The organism is Nitrospirota bacterium (assembly GCA_016194305.1).
Taxonomy (GTDB): domain Bacteria; phylum Nitrospirota; class Nitrospiria; order JACQBW01; family JACQBW01; genus JACQBW01.
In genome coordinates this window covers 86,280-108,926 of record JACQBW010000001.1, presented here as the reverse complement: position 1 = coordinate 108,926, position 22,647 = coordinate 86,280, and the positions used below count along the sequence as shown (strand labels likewise).

Annotated in this window: 24 protein-coding genes; 21 read left to right on the top strand and 3 right to left on the bottom strand. The window is 46.5% G+C overall.

What is annotated here, in order from left to right:
* From HY200_00510 to HY200_00425, 18 genes are all read left to right on the top strand, one after another.
* On the top strand, nucleotides 1-1,633 hold a 1,633-nt coding region (locus tag HY200_00510), incomplete at its 5' end, for an aconitate hydratase (GenBank protein MBI3593419.1).
* A gap of 101 nt (nucleotides 1,634-1,734) precedes the next feature.
* Complete coding sequence (locus tag HY200_00505; GenBank protein MBI3593418.1) at nucleotides 1,735-2,169, top strand: transcriptional repressor; 435 nt, start codon at nucleotides 1,735-1,737, stop codon at nucleotides 2,167-2,169.
* A gap of 138 nt (nucleotides 2,170-2,307) precedes the next feature.
* Nucleotides 2,308-2,730 (top strand): rubrerythrin, encoded by a 423-nt coding sequence (locus tag HY200_00500; protein ID MBI3593417.1) that lies wholly within the window; start codon nucleotides 2,308-2,310, stop codon nucleotides 2,728-2,730.
* 70 nt (nucleotides 2,731-2,800) lie between these two features.
* Complete coding sequence (locus HY200_00495; GenBank protein MBI3593416.1) at nucleotides 2,801-4,060, top strand: anaerobic glycerol-3-phosphate dehydrogenase subunit C; 1,260 nt, start codon at nucleotides 2,801-2,803, stop codon at nucleotides 4,058-4,060.
* A 3-nt stretch (nucleotides 4,061-4,063) separates the two neighbouring features.
* A complete protein-coding gene (locus HY200_00490) occupies nucleotides 4,064-4,648 on the top strand; it encodes a DUF3501 family protein (protein MBI3593415.1) in 585 nt (194 codons plus the stop codon).
* 287 nt (nucleotides 4,649-4,935) lie between these two features.
* Entirely contained in the window at nucleotides 4,936-5,286 is a 351-nt protein-coding gene (locus HY200_00485; protein ID MBI3593414.1) for a PilZ domain-containing protein, read from the top strand.
* A gap of 125 nt (nucleotides 5,287-5,411) precedes the next feature.
* Nucleotides 5,412-6,155: a class I SAM-dependent methyltransferase gene (locus HY200_00480; GenBank protein ID MBI3593413.1), complete on the top strand. Its 744-nt coding sequence runs from the start codon at nucleotides 5,412-5,414 to the stop codon at nucleotides 6,153-6,155.
* Between the two features lie 174 nt (nucleotides 6,156-6,329).
* Entirely contained in the window at nucleotides 6,330-7,397 is a 1,068-nt protein-coding gene (gene pheA / locus HY200_00475) for a prephenate dehydratase (protein MBI3593412.1), read from the top strand.
* Nucleotides 7,398-7,399: 2 nt separating this feature from the next.
* Complete coding sequence (locus HY200_00470) at nucleotides 7,400-8,473, top strand: histidinol-phosphate transaminase (protein ID MBI3593411.1); 1,074 nt, start codon at nucleotides 7,400-7,402, stop codon at nucleotides 8,471-8,473.
* Between the two features lie 13 nt (nucleotides 8,474-8,486).
* Nucleotides 8,487-9,503, top strand: a complete 1,017-nt coding sequence (gene aroF, locus HY200_00465) for a 3-deoxy-7-phosphoheptulonate synthase (GenBank protein MBI3593410.1) — start codon at nucleotides 8,487-8,489, stop codon at nucleotides 9,501-9,503.
* Between the two features lie 6 nt (nucleotides 9,504-9,509).
* Nucleotides 9,510-10,373, top strand: a complete 864-nt coding sequence (locus HY200_00460) for a prephenate dehydrogenase/arogenate dehydrogenase family protein (GenBank protein ID MBI3593409.1) — start codon at nucleotides 9,510-9,512, stop codon at nucleotides 10,371-10,373.
* A gap of 1 nt (nucleotide 10,374) precedes the next feature.
* Nucleotides 10,375-11,667, top strand: coding sequence for a 3-phosphoshikimate 1-carboxyvinyltransferase (aroA, locus tag HY200_00455; protein MBI3593408.1), 1,293 nt, complete (start codon nucleotides 10,375-10,377; stop codon nucleotides 11,665-11,667).
* A 10-nt stretch (nucleotides 11,668-11,677) separates the two neighbouring features.
* The gene (cmk, locus tag HY200_00450; GenBank protein ID MBI3593407.1) at nucleotides 11,678-12,352 is read left to right on the top strand and encodes a (d)CMP kinase; all 675 of its coding nucleotides are present in this window, start codon (nucleotides 11,678-11,680) and stop codon (nucleotides 12,350-12,352) included.
* A 21-nt stretch (nucleotides 12,353-12,373) separates the two neighbouring features.
* Nucleotides 12,374-12,985: a 1-acyl-sn-glycerol-3-phosphate acyltransferase gene (locus tag HY200_00445; protein ID MBI3593406.1), complete on the top strand. Its 612-nt coding sequence runs from the start codon at nucleotides 12,374-12,376 to the stop codon at nucleotides 12,983-12,985.
* Between the two features lie 34 nt (nucleotides 12,986-13,019).
* Nucleotides 13,020-14,762: a 30S ribosomal protein S1 gene (locus HY200_00440; protein MBI3593405.1), complete on the top strand. Its 1,743-nt coding sequence runs from the start codon at nucleotides 13,020-13,022 to the stop codon at nucleotides 14,760-14,762.
* A gap of 68 nt (nucleotides 14,763-14,830) precedes the next feature.
* Nucleotides 14,831-15,721 (top strand): signal peptide peptidase SppA, encoded by an 891-nt coding sequence (sppA, locus tag HY200_00435; GenBank protein ID MBI3593404.1) that lies wholly within the window; start codon nucleotides 14,831-14,833, stop codon nucleotides 15,719-15,721.
* A 19-nt stretch (nucleotides 15,722-15,740) separates the two neighbouring features.
* Nucleotides 15,741-16,019, top strand: coding sequence for an integration host factor subunit beta (locus tag HY200_00430; GenBank protein MBI3593403.1), 279 nt, complete (start codon nucleotides 15,741-15,743; stop codon nucleotides 16,017-16,019).
* A 356-nt stretch (nucleotides 16,020-16,375) separates the two neighbouring features.
* Nucleotides 16,376-17,419, top strand: coding sequence for an NAD-dependent epimerase/dehydratase family protein (locus HY200_00425; GenBank protein ID MBI3593402.1), 1,044 nt, complete (start codon nucleotides 16,376-16,378; stop codon nucleotides 17,417-17,419).
* A 15-nt stretch (nucleotides 17,420-17,434) separates the two neighbouring features.
* Here the strand turns inward: HY200_00425 and HY200_00420 are convergent, their stop codons facing one another.
* The 3 genes from HY200_00420 to HY200_00410 all read right to left on the bottom strand — a co-directional run bounded on the left by HY200_00420 (nucleotide 17,435) and on the right by HY200_00410 (nucleotide 20,010).
* Nucleotides 17,435-18,697 carry a histidine--tRNA ligase gene (locus HY200_00420; GenBank protein MBI3593401.1) on the bottom strand — a complete coding sequence of 421 codons (1,263 nt, stop codon included), beginning with the start codon at nucleotides 18,695-18,697 and terminating at the stop codon, nucleotides 17,435-17,437.
* Between the two features lie 414 nt (nucleotides 18,698-19,111).
* Nucleotides 19,112-19,423 carry a hypothetical protein gene (locus HY200_00415; GenBank protein MBI3593400.1) on the bottom strand — a complete coding sequence of 104 codons (312 nt, stop codon included), beginning with the start codon at nucleotides 19,421-19,423 and terminating at the stop codon, nucleotides 19,112-19,114.
* A gap of 215 nt (nucleotides 19,424-19,638) precedes the next feature.
* A complete protein-coding gene (locus tag HY200_00410) occupies nucleotides 19,639-20,010 on the bottom strand; it encodes a hypothetical protein (protein ID MBI3593399.1) in 372 nt (123 codons plus the stop codon).
* Between the two features lie 506 nt (nucleotides 20,011-20,516).
* Here HY200_00410 and HY200_00405 point away from each other — a divergent pair.
* The 3 genes from HY200_00405 (at nucleotide 20,517) to HY200_00395 (ending at nucleotide 22,411) form a co-directional block, all read left to right on the top strand.
* Nucleotides 20,517-21,620, top strand: a complete 1,104-nt coding sequence (locus HY200_00405; protein MBI3593398.1) for a glycosyltransferase family 2 protein — start codon at nucleotides 20,517-20,519, stop codon at nucleotides 21,618-21,620.
* A complete protein-coding gene (locus HY200_00400; protein MBI3593397.1) occupies nucleotides 21,593-22,072 on the top strand; it encodes a hypothetical protein in 480 nt (159 codons plus the stop codon). Before HY200_00405 ends, HY200_00400 begins: the two co-directional genes overlap by 28 nt.
* A gap of 69 nt (nucleotides 22,073-22,141) precedes the next feature.
* The gene (locus HY200_00395; protein MBI3593396.1) at nucleotides 22,142-22,411 is read left to right on the top strand and encodes a hypothetical protein; all 270 of its coding nucleotides are present in this window, start codon (nucleotides 22,142-22,144) and stop codon (nucleotides 22,409-22,411) included.
* Nucleotides 22,412-22,647: the final 236 nt, after the last annotated feature.

The window sequence follows — 22,647 nt, the reverse complement described above, 5'->3', positions numbered from 1 at the left end:
GACCGCACCGAAAGATGTGATCCTTTATCTCTGCGGTCTTCTGACCACCAAAGGGGGAACGAACAAGATTCTGGAGTATTTCGGATCGGGTGCGGCAACGATCAGCGCGACAGGAAAAGGGACCATCACCAACATGGGTGCTGAACTTGGGGCTACCACGTCGATCTTTCCTTACGACGCCAGTATGGCCGCATATTTGAAGGCGACCGAAAGGGCGGAGTACGCCAAGCTCGCCGATGCCAACAAAGATTCACTCGTGGCCGATCCGGAAGTCTATGCCTCGCCGGAGAAATTCTATGATGAGGTCATCGAAATTGATCTGTCGACGCTGGAACCGTATGTGGTAGGACCGCATTCACCGGACCTCGCCAGGCCGATCTCGAAATTTGCCGCGGAAGTCCTCGAGAAAAACTATCCTGCGAAACTGAGTTCCGCATTGATTGGAAGCTGCACCAATTCCTCTTATGAAGATATCGGCCGGGCGGATCATATCGCCAAACAGGGGTTGTCCGCTGGTTTGAAATCAAAAGCCGCATTTCTTGTGACACCGGGGTCAGAAAGGATCTACCATACCATGAAAAGAGACGGATTCCTGGCCGATTTTGAAAAGATGGGTGCCACGGTGATGGCCAATGCCTGTGGTCCCTGCATCGGCCAGTGGAAACGGAGCGATGTGAAAGCAGGAGAACCTAATTCTATCATCACCTCTTATAACCGGAACTTTCAAGGGAGGGCGGATGGCATCAATGAAACGCTTGCTTTCATCGCTTCTCCTGAAATTGTGACCGCGCTCGCCTTTGCAGGAGATCTGACTTTTAATCCCGTCTCAGGGAAGATCAAAACCGCTGATGGTAAAGAGGTGACTTTTTCGCCTCCGCATGCCGATCAAATTCCCGCAAAAGGATTTGCCAAAGGAGAGGAAGGATTTATCACCCCGCCTCCGGATGGGAGCAAGGTCAAAATCGATATCCCGGCCGATAGCGAGAGACTGCAATTGTTACAGCCCTTTCCGAAATGGAACGGGGGAGATTTTAAAAATCTTCCGATCTTGATCAAGACCAAAGGAAAAACTACGACTGACCATATTTCACCCGCAGGTCCCTGGCTGAAATATCGGGGACACCTCGACAAAATCAGCGACAATATGTTTCTCGGTGCGACCAATGCCTTCTTCAGTGCCGAAAAAGGGAAGGGAACCGATGTCCTGACCGGAGAGAACGGTCTGACCATGTCCCAGATTGCCAGGAGATATAAAGCCAAGGGAATTGGAAGTATCGCAATTGGAGATGAGAACTACGGCGAAGGGAGCAGTCGTGAGCATGCCGCCATGTCTCCCCGGTTTTTAGGAGTCCTCGTGGTCTTGACGCGCAGTTTTGCGAGAATTCATGAAACGAATTTGAAAAAACAGGGGATTCTTCCTTTGACCTTTTCAAATCCGGGTGATTATGACCAGATCGAACAAACCGATTCGATAGACGTCACGGGCCTTTCGCAACTGTCGCCCGGAAAACCGGTAGAGTTGACGATTCATAAGAAAGATGGAAGGACGGTGAAGATCGAGACACGTCACAGTATGACCACCCAACAGATCGGTTGGTTTAAAGCGGGGTCGGCTCTCAACGCGTTGGGTTAACCCTTGGCTCTGGCTCCCTTACTCCTCATGTTTTTTGCTTGACAATCGTTTTCACCTAAGATATATTCACAAATAATAATTATTATTATTTGGTTTTTCTCGTGATGAAGGATCTAAAAGAGAGAGAATATATCAAGCGTTTTCAAAAGAAGGGGCTTAAGCTGACCAACCAGCGGATCGCCATTTATGAAGCCCTGGCGTCCACAGAGTCCCATCCGACTGCTGATATCCTCTATCAGCAGGTCCGGGAAAAATATCCTCTCATTTCTCTCAATACCGTTTATAACACGCTGGAAGCGCTCAAAGAGATTGGCGAAGTATCGCAGATTCAGACCGATATCAGCGCGCGGTTTGACGCCAATATGGCACCTCACCATCACCTGGTCTGTCTCCATTGCCGAAAGATTGAAGATTTTTCCGATCCGGAACTGGACCAGATTCAGCTTAAGGTGCCCGGACGAAGAGATTTTAAAATTGTGTCTCATCGGGTGGAGTTTCAGGGATTTTGCAAAAAATGTCAGCAGAAAGTCGAATAGGAGGAGGATGACAACAAAGAAAAGTGAGGATCAGGCTTCGCCTGTCCGAGCGCAGGGCATGGGAGCATCGGAGGACGTTTTAGGTTCAGCCGGATGGGCTCCCATAATATAATAATCCAAATAAAAGGAGACAATAATATGGGTAAAAATCTGACAGGCAGCAAGACGTTAGAAAATTTGAAACATGCTTTTGCGGGTGAATCTCAGGCAAATCGCCGGTATCTTTATTTTGCGCGTAAGGCGGACATTGAAGGCTATCCCGATGTGGCAGGAGTCTTCCGGGACACTGCGGAAGGAGAAACCGGGCATGCCTTCGGACATTTTGATTTCATGGCTCCGGTCGGTGATCCGGCCACCGGAGAACCGGTCGGCGAGACTTCGAAAAATCTCAAGTCGGCGGTCGCGGGTGAAACCTATGAATATACTCAAATGTACCCGGGATTCGCCAAAGCGGCACGCGAAGAAGGATTTTCAGAAATTGCAGACTGGTTTGAAACGCTTGCCAGAGCGGAAAAATCTCATGCAGGACGGTTTACGCTGGCATTAAAATCAATCAGCTAAATTGGAGACAATCTAAAAACAGGGAGTCTTGATTCATTCAAGATTCCCTGTTTTTTAATTAGAGATCACGATGAATTTTAATCCTTCGACAAAAACTTTTTGGGACGAGACAGCGCTCCATGCCAATACCGAGAGAATCTACGATATCTGTCATGGCTGTCGGCGTTGTTTTAACCTCTGCCCTTCCTTTTCGGACCTTTTTAATGCACTGGATACCGACCGGGTAGACGGAGAGGTCAAGAAACTGACCCGGACCGATCATCAAAAAATTGTCGATGACTGTTATTACTGCAAACTCTGTTTTAATCATTGTCCCTACACCCCTCCGCATCAATATGACCTCGATTTTCCGAGACTCATGATCCAGACCAAGATCCAGCGGGCCAGGAAAGAACCTTTTCCCTTGAAAGACCGCGTTTTGGTGGACATCGACCGGATGGGCCGATTTGCCTCGTTATTTGCGCCTTGGGTCAATTGGGGAAACCGTCAGGGGTGGATCCGGCTCGTGATTGAGAAAATTTTTGGCATTCATCGAAATCGCCTGTTGGCGCCATTTGCGTCGCAAACTTTTTCAACGTGGTTTAAAAAGAGAGGTCGTACTGACCGGAAGAAGAAGGTGGTCCTGTTTTATACCTGTTTTGTCAATTACAATGATCCGGAGATTGGAAAGGCCTCCGTTGAAGTTTTGGAAAGGAACGGCATTGAAGTCCTTGTTCCTCCCCAGGAGTGCTGCGGCATGCCCTTTTTTGATACCGGCGAAATTGACCAGGTCTTAAAGAAGGGAACGGCTAATCTGCGAGAGATGGAAAAATGGGTTGACCAGGGTTACGATATTGTCATTCCGATGCCGACCTGCAGTCTCATGTTTAAAAAAGAGTACCCCGACCTTTATCAGGATGAGGTGTCCCGGAAAGTGGCTGCCAAAAGTTTTGATCTTTCCGAATATTTGATGAAGCTTCATAAGGAAGGGCTCCTTTCGCTCGATTTTAAAAAAAGCGGGTTGGGGAAAATTGCCTATCAAATTCCCTGTCACCTCCGGGATCAGAATATCGGATATAAATCTCGGGATTTGATGAAACTCATTCCCGGGACACAAGTGGAAGTCATTGAAAAATGTTCGGGACATGACGGTACCTGGGGCATCAAGAAGGAATATTTTGAAGCTTCCATGAAAATTGCCCAGCCGCTGCTTAGAATCATTCAGGAAAGCCGGCCCGACCGGATCATGACCGATTGTCCCCTGGCAGGTGTCCAGATTGAGCAGGGGAGCGGTCAAAAGACGGCGCACCCGGTGCAGATTTTAAACGAAGCGTACAAAGGAAAGGGGTAAGTGATGGAAAAACTCATGCTTAAAGATATTCTGCCGCTCCCCGAATATGAAAAAGCACGTGAGTCTTTGAAGAAAGAGGTCATTCAGTTAAAGGACGAGAGAAGAATCCATCTGGGAGACATCGTCACCCTGGTATTTGAAAACCGGGAAACAGTTAAAAGGCAGATCCAGGAGATGATGCGGGTGGAGCATATCTATGATGAACAGAAGATTCAAAATGAGATCGATATTTATAACGCGTTAATCCCCGACCAGGATGAGCTCTCTGCGACACTGTTTATCGAGATTATTGACGAGTCGAAGATCAAACCCCAGCTGGATCAGATGATTGGGCTGGATAACGGCAAATCCCTCTATTTCCAAATCGGGACGGATCGGGTTTATGCGAATTTTGAAGAGGGACACAGCAATGAATCGAAAATCAGCGCAGTCCATTATATCCGTTTCAAGTTGACTCCGGACCAAGAGAAAAAGATCGCAGAAAAAAATGACGAGATTTCTCTCGTGATTGACCATCCCAATTATCATGCCCAGACCAGGTTGACAGAAAAAAACTGCCAGTCTCTCGCTCTGGATTTCAAAAAATAGATCCGACAAAATTCTCCCTGTCAATTATAGTTGTGGTGAAAAGAGAATTTTGACTTAAATGAAAAAGTGTCCCATTTGCCTTATTGCTGGCAATATGCCAAATTGGCATATGACAAAAAACCCAAATCCTGTCAGAGTTTATGTCCACCGACGAAAACCCCCAGTCGGTATAGATTTCATAACTCATTGAATTTAAAGTCGTAATAAAACATTCTCCAAGTCAGTCCCTCTTGTTGCACAAATTTTGCATTTCAATCATGCACAAGAATGGAGAAAATACGACGAAGATGTTACTGGCAAGAAAAAAGAAGATAATTTCTCCTCAGGAACAATCCCGGGAAGAACGGCGCGGCGCAAGATTTGCGGTTAACCTTACGGGAATTTGTTACCGGACGGCAGATGCTCTCGATCAGAGACGGACCGCCGGACGCGAAGTGGAAGTTAAAGATATGAGTAGTCGGGGGGCCTGCATCGAGACCCCATTTCCTCTCAAACGTTCAGAAGTGTTAAAGATTGCTTTTCCAATTCAAAACCCCATTTTCAATTATATCTCCACGCCACCCACTCTGGCAGAGGTCAGGTGGACCTATCCTGTTACCAAAAACAAATATCTATCTGGTTTTCGATTTCTTCTATAAGAAATGTCTTGGCCTAAAGTTCGTCTTTCTATTTCAATCGCTCTCGTTGCGACCTGGTAGATCTGAAAGCAGCGGGATGTAACGCGATCGTCCGTTCAACAAGAACTTCGTTATTGGGCTCACATTTGGGAAAAAAAGAAATCATTGAACATTGGGACGATCCTGCTGTCGTTTCGATGTATGACAAAAACCTGCTTGAAATAGAAATCAACTCAATTCTGGAGCTTTTGAAGGAGAATGATAGACTCCTTGATCTGGGATGCGGAGAAGGAGAAGGGACCGTTAGGTATTACCGGAACGTGGAACGGTTAATTGGCGTTGATTTTTCAAATACCCGATTGGAGAAGTTAAGAGAGAAAAACAGTCATATCATCTGTTTTCAGATGGATATGCGAAATATCACTTTCGATATTTTTAATGAAAAATTCACGAAAGTGATCACGCAACGATCCCTGATTAATTTGGAAAGTTTTGAAGACCAGAAAGACGTCATAAGTAGAATTCATGCGTTACTGGAAGAAGATGGCAGATATATCATGCTGGAAGGATTTGTGGATGGGACAGAGAAGATAAATGAAATGAGAAACGCCTTCAATCTTTCTTCTATCGATGTCTTGTGGCATAACCGGTTTTTCAGGAAAGATGAATTATTAGAATTTATTTCCCCCTATTTTGAATTGGAATCTTCACGGGATTTTAGCCTTTATTTTTTACTCACCCGGGTTTTTAATGCCATTCTTAAGTTTCCAGATGTTCCAAAATGGGATGAAGCGGCGAATGTCCTTGCAAGAGAAATGGAGATGAAATACAGGAATTCTTTCATCAAAGGGGTTAGCCGGCTAGAACTCCTGGTATTCAAAAAAAAATGACGACGCGATTCCGGCCCACCCTCCAACCGACTTTCGATTCTCCGAATCAGGGTTTGCATTGAACGAAAAAGATTGCAAAACTGATTGAAATACCTTATATTATAACACTTCATAACCCCCGCGATCGGTCTGTCGCAAGGTTAAATCTAAAGAAACAGAGGTGCTTTCCCTTCTATGGGGAATCTGCCCGAATTCCGAAAAAAAATTGATGAGATTGATGACAAAATTCTCGCCCTTCTCAACAAAAGGGCAAAAATTGTCCTTGAAATCGGAAAAATAAAACAAAAAGAGAATCTCGAACTTCATTCTCCCATCCGGGAACGTGATATCCTTCTGAGAGTCGAGCGGAACAATCAAGGCCCTTTTTCCGCCGAATCGATTCGAACCATTTTCCGTGAAATTATGTCAGCCTCCCTGTCGCTCGAAGGGGAGTTGAAAGTTGCCTACCTTGGTCCGAAGGCGACCTTTTCCCATCTCGCTTCACTTCAAAAATATGGTACCTCGGCCCAGCTTATTCCGGTCGGACAAATTAAAGAGGTCTTTCAGGAGGTCGAACAGGGGCGGGTCGATTATGGGGTTGTTCCGATTGAAAATTCGACCGACGGGACCGTGACCCGGACACTCGACAATTTTGTCGATACGACCTTGAGAATTACCGGTGAACTCTATCTGGATGTTCATAATTTCCTGGTTTCGGAATCGACCCACATTGAACATCTGAAGAAAATCTATTCCCATCCCCAGCCGATCATGCAGTGCCAGAGGTGGATTGAGAAGAACCTTCCGCATGTTCAGATTATCGAGGTCGAAAGTACCGCCAGGGCGGCTGAAATTTGTCTTACGGATCCGAATGCCGGTGCGATTACCAGCGAGTTAGCGGCAAAACTTTATGGACTCCATATCCTCGCCAGGCGTATCGAGGACCAGGTGCAAAATACCACGCGATTTTTAATCGTCTCCCGAAAACCGATCCATCGGACCGGCCGGGATAAGACGTCCATCCTCTTTTCAATCAAGGACAAGACCGGCGCGCTTTACCAGATTTTACAGCCCTTTGCCGCGTCGAAAATAAACCTGACCAAAATAGAGTCCCGGCCTTCAAAAAAGAAACCGTGGGAATATTTCTTCTACGTCGATCTCGAAGGACATGAGGAAGATCCAAAGGTCAAGAAAGCCCTCTTGGGGCTGCAGGACCAATGTCTCTTTTTTAAAGTGTTGGGGTCCTATCCGGTGGGAAATTAACGATGAGAATTTCAGAAAAAATTCGAAAAATCGCCCCTTATAAAGCGGGTAAGCCGATTGAAGAGCTGGAACGGGAAATGGGAATCAGCGGAATCGTCAAACTGGCTTCCAATGAAAATCCTTTGGGACCCTCTCCCCTGGCTCTGAAAGCCATCGATCGTTTTAAAAAAACGATTTTTCGCTATCCCGATGGCAATGGCTATGATCTGACTCAAAAGCTTGCGGAACAGTTGAAAGTGTCGCCGGACCAGATCGCCCTGGCAAATGGTTCCAACGAAATCATTGAACTTTTGACCCGCGCATTTCTTCTTCCGGACGACGAGGTCATCATGGCTGATTTGACCTTTTCCCTCTATCGGATCATGAGTGAAGCGGCGCGTGCGGAAGTGGTCACCGTTCCGCTCATCCGGTACAGGCATGATTTGAACGGCATGGCGGCAAAGATCAACGACCGGACGAGGATGATCTTTATTTGTAATCCCAACAATCCGACAGGAACGCTTCTCCACCCTCATGAGATCAAGGAATTTATTCAAAAAGTGCCGTCTGACACGGTAGTCGTACTGGATCATGCCTATGAAGAGTATGTCAGCGATCCGACCTATTCCAATATGATCGAAGAGATCAGGCATTATGAAAATCTGATCATCCTGAGGACATTTTCAAAATTGTACGGCCTGGCCGGTTTGAGAATCGGTTATGGTGTTGCCTCCGAAGCGATGATCGAAATCCTGAACAAGGTCAGACAGCCCTTTAATACGAATATTCTGGGTCAAAAAGGGGCGCTCGCAGCCATGGGGGACGTTGCCCACTTGAAGGCGAGCCGCCAGACCAATCAGGAGGGAAAAAAATATCTTTACCAGTGTTTCAAGGAATTGAACATTCATTACATTCCAACGGAGGCGAATTTTATTTTCTTTGAAATCGATCGGGGAAAGGAACTCTTTCAGTGGATGCTGAAGGAGGGGATCATCATCCGGCATATTCAGGGAGACCTGATGAGAGTGACTATCGGGAAGCCCAGGGAAAATCAATTATTTAAAAAGAAGCTCAAACAATATCTGAAATTAAAGTGAGGGGAATCCGCTGATGATTATTGTCTTAAAACCAAACGTGACGCAGGCCGAAATCGATCATATCACCGAGAAGCTCAAGGAACACGGATTAAGTGCCCATGTCTCCCGAGGAAAGGAGAGAACGATTGTCGGAGCCATCGGCGATGACCGTCTTCTTTCGAACCTTCCGCTTTCTATTTTTCCAGGCGTGGAGCAGGTGATGCCGATTCTTTCTCCCTACAAACTGGTGAGCCGCGAATTCAAGCAAGAGGATACGGTGATTGAATTCGAAAACGGGGTAAAGATCGGTGACAAACATATTCAGGTGATGGCAGGACCCTGCGCTGTTGAAAGTGTTGAAATACTGATGCACGTTGCCCAGGCCGTCAAAGACGCGGGAGTCCATATTTTAAGAGGAGGCGCATTTAAACCGAGAACGTCACCTTATACCTTCCAGGGACTGGGAGAGGAAGGATTGATGTACCTGGCCGAGGCGAAACGGAAAACCGGACTTTTGATTGTCACCGAGGTCATGGATACCACAGAAGTGGGACTGGTGGCCAAATATTCGGACATACTTCAGGTCGGGACCCGGAACATGCAAAATTTCAGACTCCTCCAGGAGGTGGGCAAAACGCGGAAACCGGTTCTGCTCAAGAGAGGCCTCTCCGCGACCATCAAGGAATTCTTGATGGCGGCAGAATATATCATGTCCCGCGGAAATCATCAGGTGATCCTCTGCGAAAGAGGGATCCGGACCTTTGAGCCTTCGACCCGAAACACGCTCGATCTCTCGGCTGTCCCGGTGATTAAGAAATTAAGTCATCTTCCGATTATTGTCGACCCTTCGCACGGGACCGGAAACTGGGAGTATGTGGCCCCCATGGCGAGAGCGGCTGTGGCGGTAGGTGCTGACGGATTGATGATTGAAGTTCACATGAATCCCGAAAATGCGCTGTCGGACGGAGAAGAATCGCTCAAGCCGGTTAAATTTAAACAGATGATGGATGAACTGAGAAAAATTGCACCCGCTGTCGGAAGGACTATTTAGACCTGAATGAAAAAGGTCTTCTTTAAAAAAATGGCCCTTCTGGGGGTCGGGCTGATCGGAGGTTCACTCGCAATCGATTGTCGAAAAAAGGGATTGGTTGGAACCGTGGCCGGTTATGGGAGAAAGGAAGCGAATCTCCGCAAGGCGGTTTCCCTCGGGGTGATCGAGAGCTACGATTTAAACCTTGAGAAGGTCGTCGCCGATGCCGATCTGGTTGTTTTGGCAACCCCCCTTGGAAGTTACCGGGAAATGGTCAAGAAAATGCTGCCGTTTCTTTCACCTGAAACCATTGTCACGGATGTGGGAAGCGTGAAAGGGAAAGTCATTGAAGAGCTCGAGTCGATTCTTGGTAGCTTTAAGTTTGTCCCGGGACATCCGGTTGCCGGGAGAGAAAAATCGAGTGTGGAAGCGGCGATTCCGGATCTTTTCAAAGGAGCACGGTGTATCTTGACTCCAACCGCTTCAACGGATCCCCTGGCGCTGAAGAAGATAAAAGAACTCTGGGAGGAGACCGGGGCTGTGGTCTCGATCCTGAATTCGAAGGAACATGATGAGATTCTGGGAATGGTAAGCCACCTGCCTCATCTGGTTGCTTATGCCCTGGTCAACACCGTGTTAGAGGCCTCAAAAGGGGAACCGAAACTGGTGTCCTATTCGGGGGGAGGTTTTCGTGATTTCACCCGGATTGGCGCAAGTTCCCCGGAAATGTGGAAGGACATTTTTATCGCCAACCGGGAGATCGTTCTCGATCAGATCGCCAAATTTGAAGCCGTTCTCGGGCGCCTCAAAAAGGATATTCAGGAAAACAACGGATCAGGGCTTCTGAACGAATTTGAAAAGTCAAAAAAACTGAAGGAAAGCCTGAACTGACGTGACCAGTCTGAGCATCAAAAAAAGTTCCTCCTTGAAGGGAGAAATCAGGGTTCCGGGAGATAAATCGATTACCCATCGCGCGATTCTATTCGGTGGTATGGCCAAAGGAAAAACGGAGATTAAAGGGTATCTCCCTTCCGAGGATTGTCTATGCACCCTTCGGGCGATGGAATCCATGGGACGCAAGAGTGAAACGAAGGAGAATCGGCTCATCCTCCAGGGAGAAGGAATGAACGGTTTAAGTGAACCTGAAAGAGTTCTCGATATGGGAAATTCAGGGACGAGTATTCGCCTTCTGACGGGACTCCTTTCGGGCCTCCCGTTTTTCTCCGTCCTTGATGGAGATGATTCCCTTCGAAGAAGACCCATGGGTCGCGTCATCGAACCGCTGACCCAGATGGGAGGCGAAATTCACGGACGGAAAAATAATCGATTTGCCCCGATCGCGATTTCAGGCAAAAAGAATTTGAGAGGAATCCAATACCGGCTTCCGATGGCAAGCGCACAGGTCAAGTCGGCTATTCTTTTGGCCGGCCTCAGTGCCGAAGGGATGACCCGGATCGAAGAGCCGATGATGTCGCGCGACCATACAGAAAGAATGCTCAAGATTTTTGGTGCTGACATCCAAACTGCTCCGTGCAAAGCCTCGATTCAAAAATCGGAACTCATTGGGGCCGAGATCGAGGTTCCTGGAGATTTTTCTTCCGCGGCCTTTTTTATCGTCGCGGCGATATTGGTTAAAAACAGCACGCTCGTGATTCGCGATGTCGGAATTAATCCGACCCGGACCGGTCTTCTGGACGCTCTGATTCGAATGGGAGCGAAAATAAAGATTGAGAACCGGAGAGAATGGGGCGGAGAACCGGTCGCCGATCTTTATGTGCAATCCGCTGACCGCCTTCAAGGCATTGATTTGGATGAAAAAGAAATTCCCGCGATGATCGACGAACTTCCGGTCTTGTTTGTGGCCGTTTCTTTTGCCGAGGGGAATAGCCGGATTACAGGAGCCAAAGAACTAAGGGTCAAGGAGAGCGACCGAATCGGCGTCATGGCGCGGGAATTGAAAAAACTCGGGGTCGAGGTTGAAGAACTGCCTGACGGAATTGTGATCAGCGGAAAAGCGGAATATCGGGGGAATCAATTCGTGAGTGAAGGAGATCATCGCGTTGCGATGTCCATGGCGATTGCGGCTCTTGCCTCGGAAGGGGAGAGCGTGATTGAAGGGACCGAATGTATCAACACCTCCTTTCCCGGTTTCGAAAAAATACTGAAATCCGTATCAGGTCATTAGAGGAAGATATTTGGATAAAAAAATTGCCATTGCGATCGACGGCCCGTCGGCTTCGGGAAAAACGACTGCGGCGAAGCTCCTGGCTAAAAGGCTGGGATACCGGTATCTCGATACGGGACTTTTGTATCGGGCGCTTGCATGGAAAGTGATGAAAGAAAAAATCGATCCTCTCAAGGAAGACGAGGTCAGCCGGCTTTGCCGTTTGAAACCCGTCCGGCTGGAAGAGAGCGATCATCGGTATCGGATTCGGATCGAAGGCGTGGATGTGACGGAGGAGTTGAAAACACCGGAATTAAGCAAGGTTTCTTCGCTCATATCCAAATACAAGGCAGTAAGAGAAAGTTTAATTCAACTTCAAAGGGAGGTGGGGAAAGAGGCTGGAGTGATTCTGGTCGGAAGAGATATCGGAACGCAAATCCTTCCGGATGCTCCGGTTAAGTTTTTTATGGATGCCTCGATCGAGGTTCGCGGAAAGAGGCGCTATGAAGAATTGGTCAACAGGGGGTTTAAGAGTGAGCTGGCGGAGACGATTCGGGAAATGAGCCAAAGGGATCAACAGGACAGGGACCGGGCGATTTCACCGATGCAGGCCGCTCCGGATTCGGTCTATCTCGACACTTCGGGTGATTCCCTGGAAGTCGTCGTGGAGAAAATGCTGGCAGAGGTCAATCGGCAGATTTCTTGACGATTCGGGGTTTATTAGACTATGATTCTCTACCGGATTCTTCAGCTCATTTTTCTGGTTATTTTTAAACTGTTTTTCAAATTAAAAATAACCGGTCTTGAACATATCCCTCGAAAAGGGGGTGCGATCCTGGCGTCAAATCATGCGAGTTACGCCGATATTCTATTGATTGGCATCGGCCTCCGAAGACGGTTGCGGTATGTGGCCAAAGCGGAAATGTTTAAGAAATCGTTTGTCCGGGCGCTCTGGACTTATCTGGGAGGAATTCCCATCAGGCGCCACGGCGTTCCGAGAGAATCTTTTAAAAGGATTTTCGAACAGATCGACCGCGGAAATCTGGTCGTGGTTTTTCCGGAGGGAACCCGTTCCAAAGACGGCGTGATGAAGGACCCGAAGCTCGGCATCGGAATGATGGTCGCTCTCTCGGGAGCCCGGATCATTCCGACTTACATTTCAGGGAGTAACCGGATATTGCCCTCCCATTCCAGAAAGTTAAAGATTCATCCGGTCGGCGTCACCTACGGAGAACCGATCGATTTTAGCGACTTGATGAAGAAATTCGAAGGGAAGGAACTCTATCAGGAAATCAGCCGGCGGGTCATGGAAAAGATTCAGAATTTAAAAGTTCAATAAATAAAGGAATTCAAAGAAGAGGAGTCGTGGTTTTATGACAAAAGAACAGGTACTGACACAATCGAAAATATCAAGAAGAATTCATGAAGATGGAGAAACCCGGCTGGATGACCCCATGGATATGGAGATGGAAGCGCTCTATGCGGAGTCATTCAAGAACCTGGAAGAGGGAAGTATCGTCGAAGGGGTTGTCCTTTCGGTCGACCGTGAGGGGGTTCTGGTTGACATCGGATACAAATCCGAAGGGAGAATTCCCGGTACGGAGTTTACCAAGGAAGATCTGGAAAAAATTAAAGTGAAAGATCTGATCCTCGTTTATCTTGAGCAGAGAGAAGATTCAGAAGGAAATATTCTCCTCTCCAAAGAAAAAGCGGACAAGATGAAAGTCTGGAAGGATCTTGAAAAGGCCAATGAACGGGGCGATATTATCGACGGAAAAATCATTTCCCGAATCAAGGGCGGAATGATTGTCGATATCGGAATCAAGGCCTTTCTTCCGGGTTCACAGATTGACCTGAGACCGATTCGGGATCTCGACCAGCTGGTCGGAAAAAGTTTTCCGATGAAAATCATCAAGATGAATCAGAAGCGGGGAAATATTGTCGTCTCCCGCCGCGTTCTTCTGGAAGAGACGCGCGACAAGAAGCGCCAGTCGACCCTTTCGAATCTGACCGAAGGAATGGTCGTTCCCGGTATTGTCAAAAATATCACCGAATACGGGGCGTTTATCGATCTCGGCGGAATCGACGGTCTTCTTCATATTACGGATATGTCCTGGGGGCGGGTCAATCACCCCTCCGAACTCTTCATGGTCGGAGACAAGATCGAGGTCATGATTCTGAAATATGATAAGGAGACGGGTCGTGTTTCACTCGGATACAAGCAGAAGAGTCCTGATCCGTGGACCGAAGTGGAAAATAAATATGCGGTGGGCACCCGGATCAAGGGCAAGGTGGCCAGCTTAACCGACTATGGCGCGTTTGTCGAACTGGAGTCGGGTATTGAAGGTTTGGTCCACATTTCCGAAATGACCTGGTCGCATGAAATCAGACATCCTTCCAAGCTGGTTGCGGTGGGAGATCGAATTGAAGCGGTGGTCTTAAGCCTCGACAAGAAGGGGAGAAAAATATCTCTGGGAATGAAGCAGATCGAACAGAATCCCTGGGATGTTATTGAAAAGAAATATCAGCCCGGGACGCGGGTCGAAGGCAAAGTCCGGAGCATTACGGATTTCGGCGTATTTGTCGGAATCAGTGATGGCATTGACGGTCTGATTCATATCTCCGATCTTTCCTGGACGAAGCATATCAAACATCCCTCTGAAATTTTCAAGAAGGGACAGAAGGTGGATGCCGTCGTGATCAAGATTGATCGTGAAAAGGAACGCCTGTCGCTGGGGTACAAACAGCTGACTGCCGATCCCTGGGAGAAGGAGATTCCGGAGAAGTTTAAGGCTGGCGCTCCCGTGGTCGGAAAAATATCCAAAATCACGGAGTTTGGCGTGTTCGTGGAACTGGCTGAAGAGGTTGAAGGCCTCATCCATGTCAGCGAACTGGGTCTGGCAACCGGTCAGAAGATTGAAGAGGTCTACAAACCGGGAGCCGAAGTGAACGCCAAGGTGCTTAAGATCGATTCCGCGGACCGGAAAATCGGTTTAAGCATCAAGGAGTTGAAACGAGATGTTGAAAATACCGATTACCGTAGCTATATGAGTTCCCAGAGCGAAGAAAAAAGAACGCTGGGAAGCGAGTTAAACAGGAAAAAAGAACAGGAGTAATGAGAAATTCCTGACAGAGTCAGCCAGAGACCGAATGTCTCTGGCTGATCGTCCGGATCATTCAAAATATGAGCGAGCGTCCTTTTCTAAAAGGTTTTGTTTTATTTATCCTGTTCGGTTTTGTCTTCTTTGCTGTGATCTACTGGCTCACCCGATTCAGCGAAGGAGGTGGACCTGCCACAGGCGAACGGATTGCCGTTGTTCGGGTTGAAGGCGTTATTCTCGACGCAACGGATACGCTCGATGAACTGAAGAAATACAAAGAGAATGCTTCCGTGAAGGCGATATTGATCCGGATCAATAGTCCGGGCGGGGCGGTCGTTCCGTCTCAGGAGATCTATGAAGAGATCCAGAAGATCAGAAAAGAGACCGGAAAGAAAATTGTCATCTCCATGGGGACTTTGGCGGCATCGGGCGGATATTATATCGCCAGCGCATCGGATCGGATCGTGGCGAATCCCGGCACGTTAACCGGAAGCATCGGTGTCATCATGGAGCTGATGAATGTCGAGGGTCTTTTCAAAAAAGTGGGTGTTGAAAGCGTCGTGATTAAAAGCGGACTGAGAAAAGATGTAGGGTCCCCCTTCAGGACAATGACCAAAGAGGAACGGGATTACCTGCAATTCGTGATGGATGACGTCCATCGCCAGTTTATAGACGCGGTGGCAACAGGTCGCGGAATGAAGATTGACGAAGTCCGCCTTCTGGCCGACGGCAGGGTGTTTACCGGACGCCAGGCACTGGAGAATAAATTGGTGGATGAATTGGGAGATTTTGAAGACGCCGTCCATGTGGCCGGTAAGATGGTGGGCATCAAAGGGGAGCCTAAAATCATAGAAACCAAGAAAAGATTTTCATTTTCCGATCTCTTAAAAAGTGAATTTTTAGGAACGACGAGGTTGATGAATCTGAGTCCGAAGGGAATGCCAGGGTTAAACTATTTGTGGATGCCAGGATAATAAAGGGAGGAGTCCGTCCATGACCAAAGCGCAGCTGATTGAAAAAGTCTCTGAACAGCTCAAGGGGTATACGAAAAGGCAAACTGAAATTATTATCAATGCGATTTTTGACAGTATCAAGAGTTCACTCGCCAACGGAGATAAGATCGAAATCCGGGGATTTGGAAGTTTCCGGTTGCGAAAACGGAAGAATCGGGAAGGACGGAATCCCAAGACCGGGGAACTCGTCAGCGTCAGCGCGAAGAATGTTCCCTTCTTTAAGGCAGGAAAAGAACTCAAAGAACTCGTCGATAGCTGAGATGCAGGCGTGGATATTAAGATGAACTTCTGGCAGAGAATATTTCTCTGCCTTTTTTTTCTGAGACAAGGGGACTGGGGGCAGCGGGGCAAGTTGACCGGGATTCCATTCTCTCCAATGGCGCCGAAATTCATGTTCATCTCTATTGAACAATGAGATGTGGCATAGCTGAATTTCGCCGAGTCTTTGTTCATGAAACCCCAGTCCTTTCACCGATTAATTGGAGGCGGTTCAGACGGGTTTAGATGCAAGGCCGCAGCCTTGAGGCGATGGAGGCGTACTTTGTGGTGTACGTTGACGAAGCCGAAAGGCGAGAACGCTGCAGATAAATCTGTATCAACAGCCTGGGAGAAAAGATGCCGACATTTGTGACCGGTGGTACCGGCTATATCGGAAAACAGGTGATTCGCCGGCTCGCCAACGCCGGTGGAAAAGTGCACGCCCTGGTGCGAAAAACTGGCAATATCAAGGGACTCGCCCACCGAAATGTCCAGCTTTTTTATGGCGATCTTGAAGATCCTGAAAGTGTTCGGGACGCGATGAAAGGGTGTCAACGGGTCTACCATATTGCAGCCCTGGTGAAAAGATGGCATGCCGATCCGCAATTGTTTGATCGAACCAATGTGAGCGCAAGCCGGAACCTGTTTGAAATTGCCCGGGAACTTCAAGTTGATAAGCTGGTTTATACGTCAACGGTCATGGCGATCGGCCCCTCCGGGGGAGAAGATTTAGACGAGACCCATCAACGAGTTCAGGTATTTGTCAACGATTACGAGCGGACGAAATATTTGGCCGAGAAGGAATTTTACGAAAATGTGGAACAGGGCCTTCCCGGCGTGATCGCCTCCCCTTCACTGGTATATGGACCTTCTATTAATTATCCAGGCTCCCTGTCGAACCGTTTCATCAAACAATTTATCGAAGGGAACCTGAAAGGCATACCCGGAAAGGGAGATAAGAAGGGGAACGGAGTCTATATTGAAGATGTCGTCACGGGACATTTTCTGGCGATGGACAAGGGAAAGGTCGGCGAGAAATATATCCTTGGAGGAGAAAATATCACGATGAATCAGTTCATTGCCATCATGAACGACGAATTCAAAATGAATCGAAAAATCCCCAGGATATCGTTGCCGGTTCTATGGACATTCGGCCTGTGGGACGAATGGAAGGCGAAGATGCAGGGTTGGGAACCGGAATATCCCAGAAGTTTTGCAAAGATCTATGCTTCTCATTGGGCTTACTCTTCTGAAAAGGCGAAACGGGAATTAGGATACAAACCGAGAGCACTAAGAGAGGGGCTTAAGATTACCTATGCCTGGCTTACCGGGCAGAAACTTCCCCAGCCTCCCCCTTCGGATTTGGTCGGTCCGAACTATATTCCGATTACCCTGAACTGACAGCAAAGGGAGGGGTTAGGCGTGAGGAGTGAGCAACAAGTAAATCTGGTCGACGGCATGGGCTAACGGGATCTCTTCCTGGGCTTTCGTTTTCATATTTCTTAAAACAGCCCTTTCTTTCTGAATCTCTTCCTCTCCGATAATCAAGACAAAGCGTGCATTAAATCGGTCGGCCTTTTTCATCTGACTTTTTAGACTGGATCCCTGGAAATCCATGTCCGTTGAAAGGCCCTTCTCTCTCAATTGAGAAAGGAATGGTAACGCTAATTTTTGGGCCGGACTGCCGAGGGCGGCGATAAACAGGTCAAGTTCTCCTGCCGGGACAAGTCCTGAATCCATCAGGGAGATGGTTCTTTCAAGTCCGATAGCGAATCCGATTCCCGGGACATCAGGTCCCCCCAGCTCTTTAACCAGACCGTCGTATCTTCCCCCTGCTGCAATCGTATTTTGGGCGCCGAGACTCCCGGACTTCCATTCGAATGCGGTCTTCGTATAGTAATCAAGCCCTCTGACCAGTCTGGGATTGATTTGAAAAGGGATTTTTGAAATATGAAGCCCGGTTTTGACTTCCTGAAAATGGTCTTCGCATTCTTTACAAAGAAACTGAATCATGACTGGCGCATCCTGTGTTGCTTTCTGACACGATTCGTTCTTGCAGTCGAGGACTCTCATCGGATTGGCTATAATCCTTCGCTGGCAATTTTCGCAAAGCTCCGAGGCTTTTATTTTTAAATATTCCTGCAGAATGAGTTTGTAACCGGGCCGGCATTGAGGGCATCCGACAGAATTGATCTCTAACGAGATGTCCAAAATTTTCAACTCTTTAAAAAATTGAGACAGAAGGAGAATCATTTCGACGTCTTGTAGCGGCCCGGAGGAGCCAATGGCTTCTACGCCAGCCTGGTAAAATTGGCGGAACCGCCCTTTCTGAGGACGTTCGTGGCGGAACATCGGTCCGATATAGAAGAGCTTGGTGAGAGGGAGCGCGGCCTGGAGGTTATGTTCAATATAGGCCCGGACGACAGATGCGGTTCCTTCGGGACGAAGCGTGACCTGCTTTCCATCCCGGTCCTCAAAGGAATACATCTCTTTTTCGACGATATCCGTTCCGGCACCGATGCTCCGGGCAAAAAGAGTGCTCTCTTCGAGGATGGGGAGTTTAATCTCTTTAAAATTGAATGTTTGAAACATCTTCCGAAGAACCTGTTCTACAAAATCCCATTTTGGAATTTCGTCCGGAAGGATATCCTTAAATCCTTTAATAATCTGTATGGTCATGGCCCTGGGTTGAAAAATTCGTCAAGAGTTTGCAAAATATACCTTATTTGACCTGGATTTGCCAATTTAAAAGCCGTAGACTATTATCTCAAAATGGACCTCGTCGCGCAATTAAGCCCCCACATTAATGGTCAGGTTTTTATCAAAGAGAAAGGCTTCACGCTGGAGAGTGTCGAAGAGGATCACCTCGTCTTGCGAGACGAGGACTCGATGCATACCATGGTCTGGTTTTCTTCGATACAAGGAGTTCGGGAAATTCCTCCGGCCCCGCCAGAAATCATTCTATTCAGGGTACACGAGAGAGATCTCGACTGACTTTTGTCCACTAAAGATGCTAAAAAAGAAGGACCAACCTACTGCGGGAATAGCTCATTTGAATCTTCGACACTATATATCATTTATCTTTTTAAAATCTTATGAAACCACCATATACGCTGGTTTGTCGTTTAACATTAAAGCGTAATGATCTTCACTGATTTTAAATGTCATGCCTGATTCAGCCTTGATTTGGGTAGCACTGGCCATATGAAATGTCTCGACATTCTCTATTTTGACACACTTTTCGGAACCTGTTGTTACATTCAACAAGAATAATTCTGTATCCGTGATTTCTTCCACATACCAGATATCATTTACTTTCCTATATTCCATTTCAATTGAACTTTGTGCCCCGTGTTGCAGCCTGACAATTTTTCTGTTGAGAACGTTGAATTCTTGCTTTTTCATATTACACTCCTTTCTGACTGAATATTATTTCAAAAATCTGCTACCCGGCCAGGTTATGCCCTTTTCGTGATATTTTAGGCCCTTTTTGATATTTGAAAATCGGGAGAAACCCCGAATGGGTAGATAAAACAATACTGAATATATTACAAGGGAATCCCCTCGATATGAGGCATATTCATGGTCCCATAGTTCAAGGATATTCAAATTAATGCGGTCTAAGAATCCGCCTGATATTTCTTTAAAATGGAGTGGCCCAACAGATTACAAAGGAATAATACAAAGCCAAGCACTTCGTTGATTTCCATACCTCTTGGTATGATCCGTTCCGATAGATCCCGGGCATAGCCCTGAAGACCTTCCACGGATCCTGTTTCTAGCACTGCGACATAATGATCATAAACCGTCATCGTCTCATAAAGAATCTCCTCACTCGACAGGCCTTTCAGTAACCCGGCATCGGTAATTTGAAATATCCACTCTTCAAAGTACTCGGCCTGGTTATCTCGAAGCCGCGTCACCAGTTCTCGAAGCAGAGCCCGAGTTTCCGGCACTTCTTGAAGAAGAATCGATTCTTCTCTATTTGACATGTTTTTTCTCCTCATAGAAGTTTGTGATCAACAGCATGGATGGATTTTATCGGAATTTACCAAAAATGGTATCAGTTGGATTCTGATTTATTTGTAGGAATGGGAAAGAACGTTAGGTTGGTTTTATTCTGACATAATACTAGTCGGATATCGCAAGTCTTAAAGCGGGTCTCATTTCTCTCTGCCAGTCCAGAAACAATCCGTAAAACCCTCCATTCTCAATCTTTAATCTCCTCCACTGCGAAGAGGCGTCAGCGCAATATCACCCATCCGAGATTTTTTGAGCGATCGACTCCTGCACAAAAACGCCGTTTATAACAATTATTGCCCATTTTCTGGCTTTTCTTTTTCTTTAAAACTCTCAATAAAACAAATAATCTTTATTTTTCAATTATTAATGAAACTAAACGGTGGTATAAATATTGCTTTTATTTAAGAAATTAAAAAAGAAACCAGAGCTATGAAAAAGTCTTTTGAGAGATTAACGCTTTTCCTTTAAGGGAATTTTGACGACGAATTCAGTTTTATATAAAAATAGAGAGAGAAAAAACAATACCCTAACCTCTCTGACCCAAAAAATCAGTGTTGTTATACCCGCTTATAATGAAGAGAAGACCTTGGGTAAAACAATTATGAGTGTGTTGGACGCAGGCATTGTATCGAAAGATATCTATATTATTGACGATGGCTCCACAGATCGAACAGAAGAGATCGCCACGATTTATGGCGTCCATTTAATACAAAATAAAGGAAATCTCGGGAAGGCGGATTCATTAAGAGACCTCATTCATCATAGGGAGCTGGCTAACGAATACGAGTTCATCGCCCTGTTGGATGCCGACACGATGGTGGATCCAGGCTATTTCTCCCGGATGCTTTCTCAAGCAGAGAGAAATCAGGATGTTGTCCTGTTTATAGGGCAGGTCAAAAGTCAAAAGCATAATTGGATTACCGGCGCTCGCGCAATGGATTATGCTTACATGCACGATATTTATAAATCGGCTCAGTCCAAATATTCAATGATTACCGTCGGTCCCGGATGCGCCAGTATCTATCGGACTCGTGCCCTCAAAAGGATTCAAATTTCTAATGACACCTTGGCTGAAGACATGGATTGGACTATCCAGGTTTATCGGAAAAATCTAGGGAGGATCTTGTATGTTCCTGAAGCCCTCGTCTATACACAAGATCCTGAAACACTCTGGGATTATATCCGGCAGATCCGGAGATGGTATTCGGGAAGCTTCCAAGTCATCCGAAAGCACCGGATCATGTCCCGTCTGACAAGGATCGACTTGGAACTTGGCTTTCTTTATTTGGAAGGGCTGGTTTATAGTCTCTTGTTCGCCCTTCTGCCGATATTATTTCCTTATATGTTCTTTTTCCATTGGAGTTGGGTAAAAAAAATTGCGGCGATCGATTTTATGATGCTCTCAGGGTTTGCGTTCTACGCATCAGTAAGAAACCGGCGTCCAGATATCTTTCTTCGTTTTCCCTTGTTTTATATTACCCGATATATTAACGCTTATGTTTTACTTGAATCTTTTTACAGGGTCTATGTCAAACGGGAGGTGATCAAAAAGTGGGACAAGGTCAAACGATATCCGTAAATATCAGCAAAAAAAAAGTAAATTCTCTCTCTTTTTTAATGTTGTGGGGGATTATTTTTATTCCGGCCTCCGCATCAGCGTTGGATCTTCATTTTCCTGGATCCACCTATGGGGAATTTCGTTTTCCAAACTCCCCCGCCCAAGAAGAAAACAACAACATGGTCCTGGAAGGGAGTTTAGAACAGGGAATCGACTGGAACCGTTTCGGAGGAGGCCGATGGACCTTGAATACCTTTGGAGAATTCCGCTACAGTGTTGATCGAGTTGGACTGGACTATAACAATCGCTTGATTCCCGGAATCGGGATCAAATTAAAAGCCAGGATATCCACAGGAATCGTTCAGATTGGAGTAAAGGAGGTCAACGAAATTCGATTCAGGTCAGACCGTTCAGATCATATTGCCTTGGGATTTGTCAACTATTGGTTTGGTTGGGATTTGGGCGGAAAATAAGAATGCCGATATCCTATTTTAGTATATCCTTTCTTGTCCATTTGGTTCTGAAATATCCCAGGACGGCTCTTGCCATCTTTATCATTTCGTCAATTAACTTTTATAACAGCTACTTTAGATGAGGGTTTCTCTATTCAAAAGGTTCTGGGAAAAGTTATTCGTTGTTATGGAATAAAAGAATTTTCCCAGAAAACCGGAATGGCAAGTCCAAATATATTGCGGGCGATTAATCCGAAACATAATCCGACCCAAGAAACGTTAAACCGTTTGTTAAAACCTTTTGGTTTAAAGTCAGCAGTGACATCTCTGCAAATTGATTCAAAGCGAGCTACCGCTTAATTTGTGATTTCTTCAGTCGTCCGTAATTTTAAAACATCGAACCCATTAGTTGGTCGTTAAGAAAAATATGCAGATACCCATGTAGTCGGTCATTGTCCTAACGACCAATTAATGAGTCCGAGAATTTAAGCAAATAGGGTTACACTTCAAGTATTCCATCTCATCAAACCGAAGACAGTTTTCCTGATCTGATTCTCAGATAAATGACGACGAAGTGACGTTGTTTTCCATTTGCC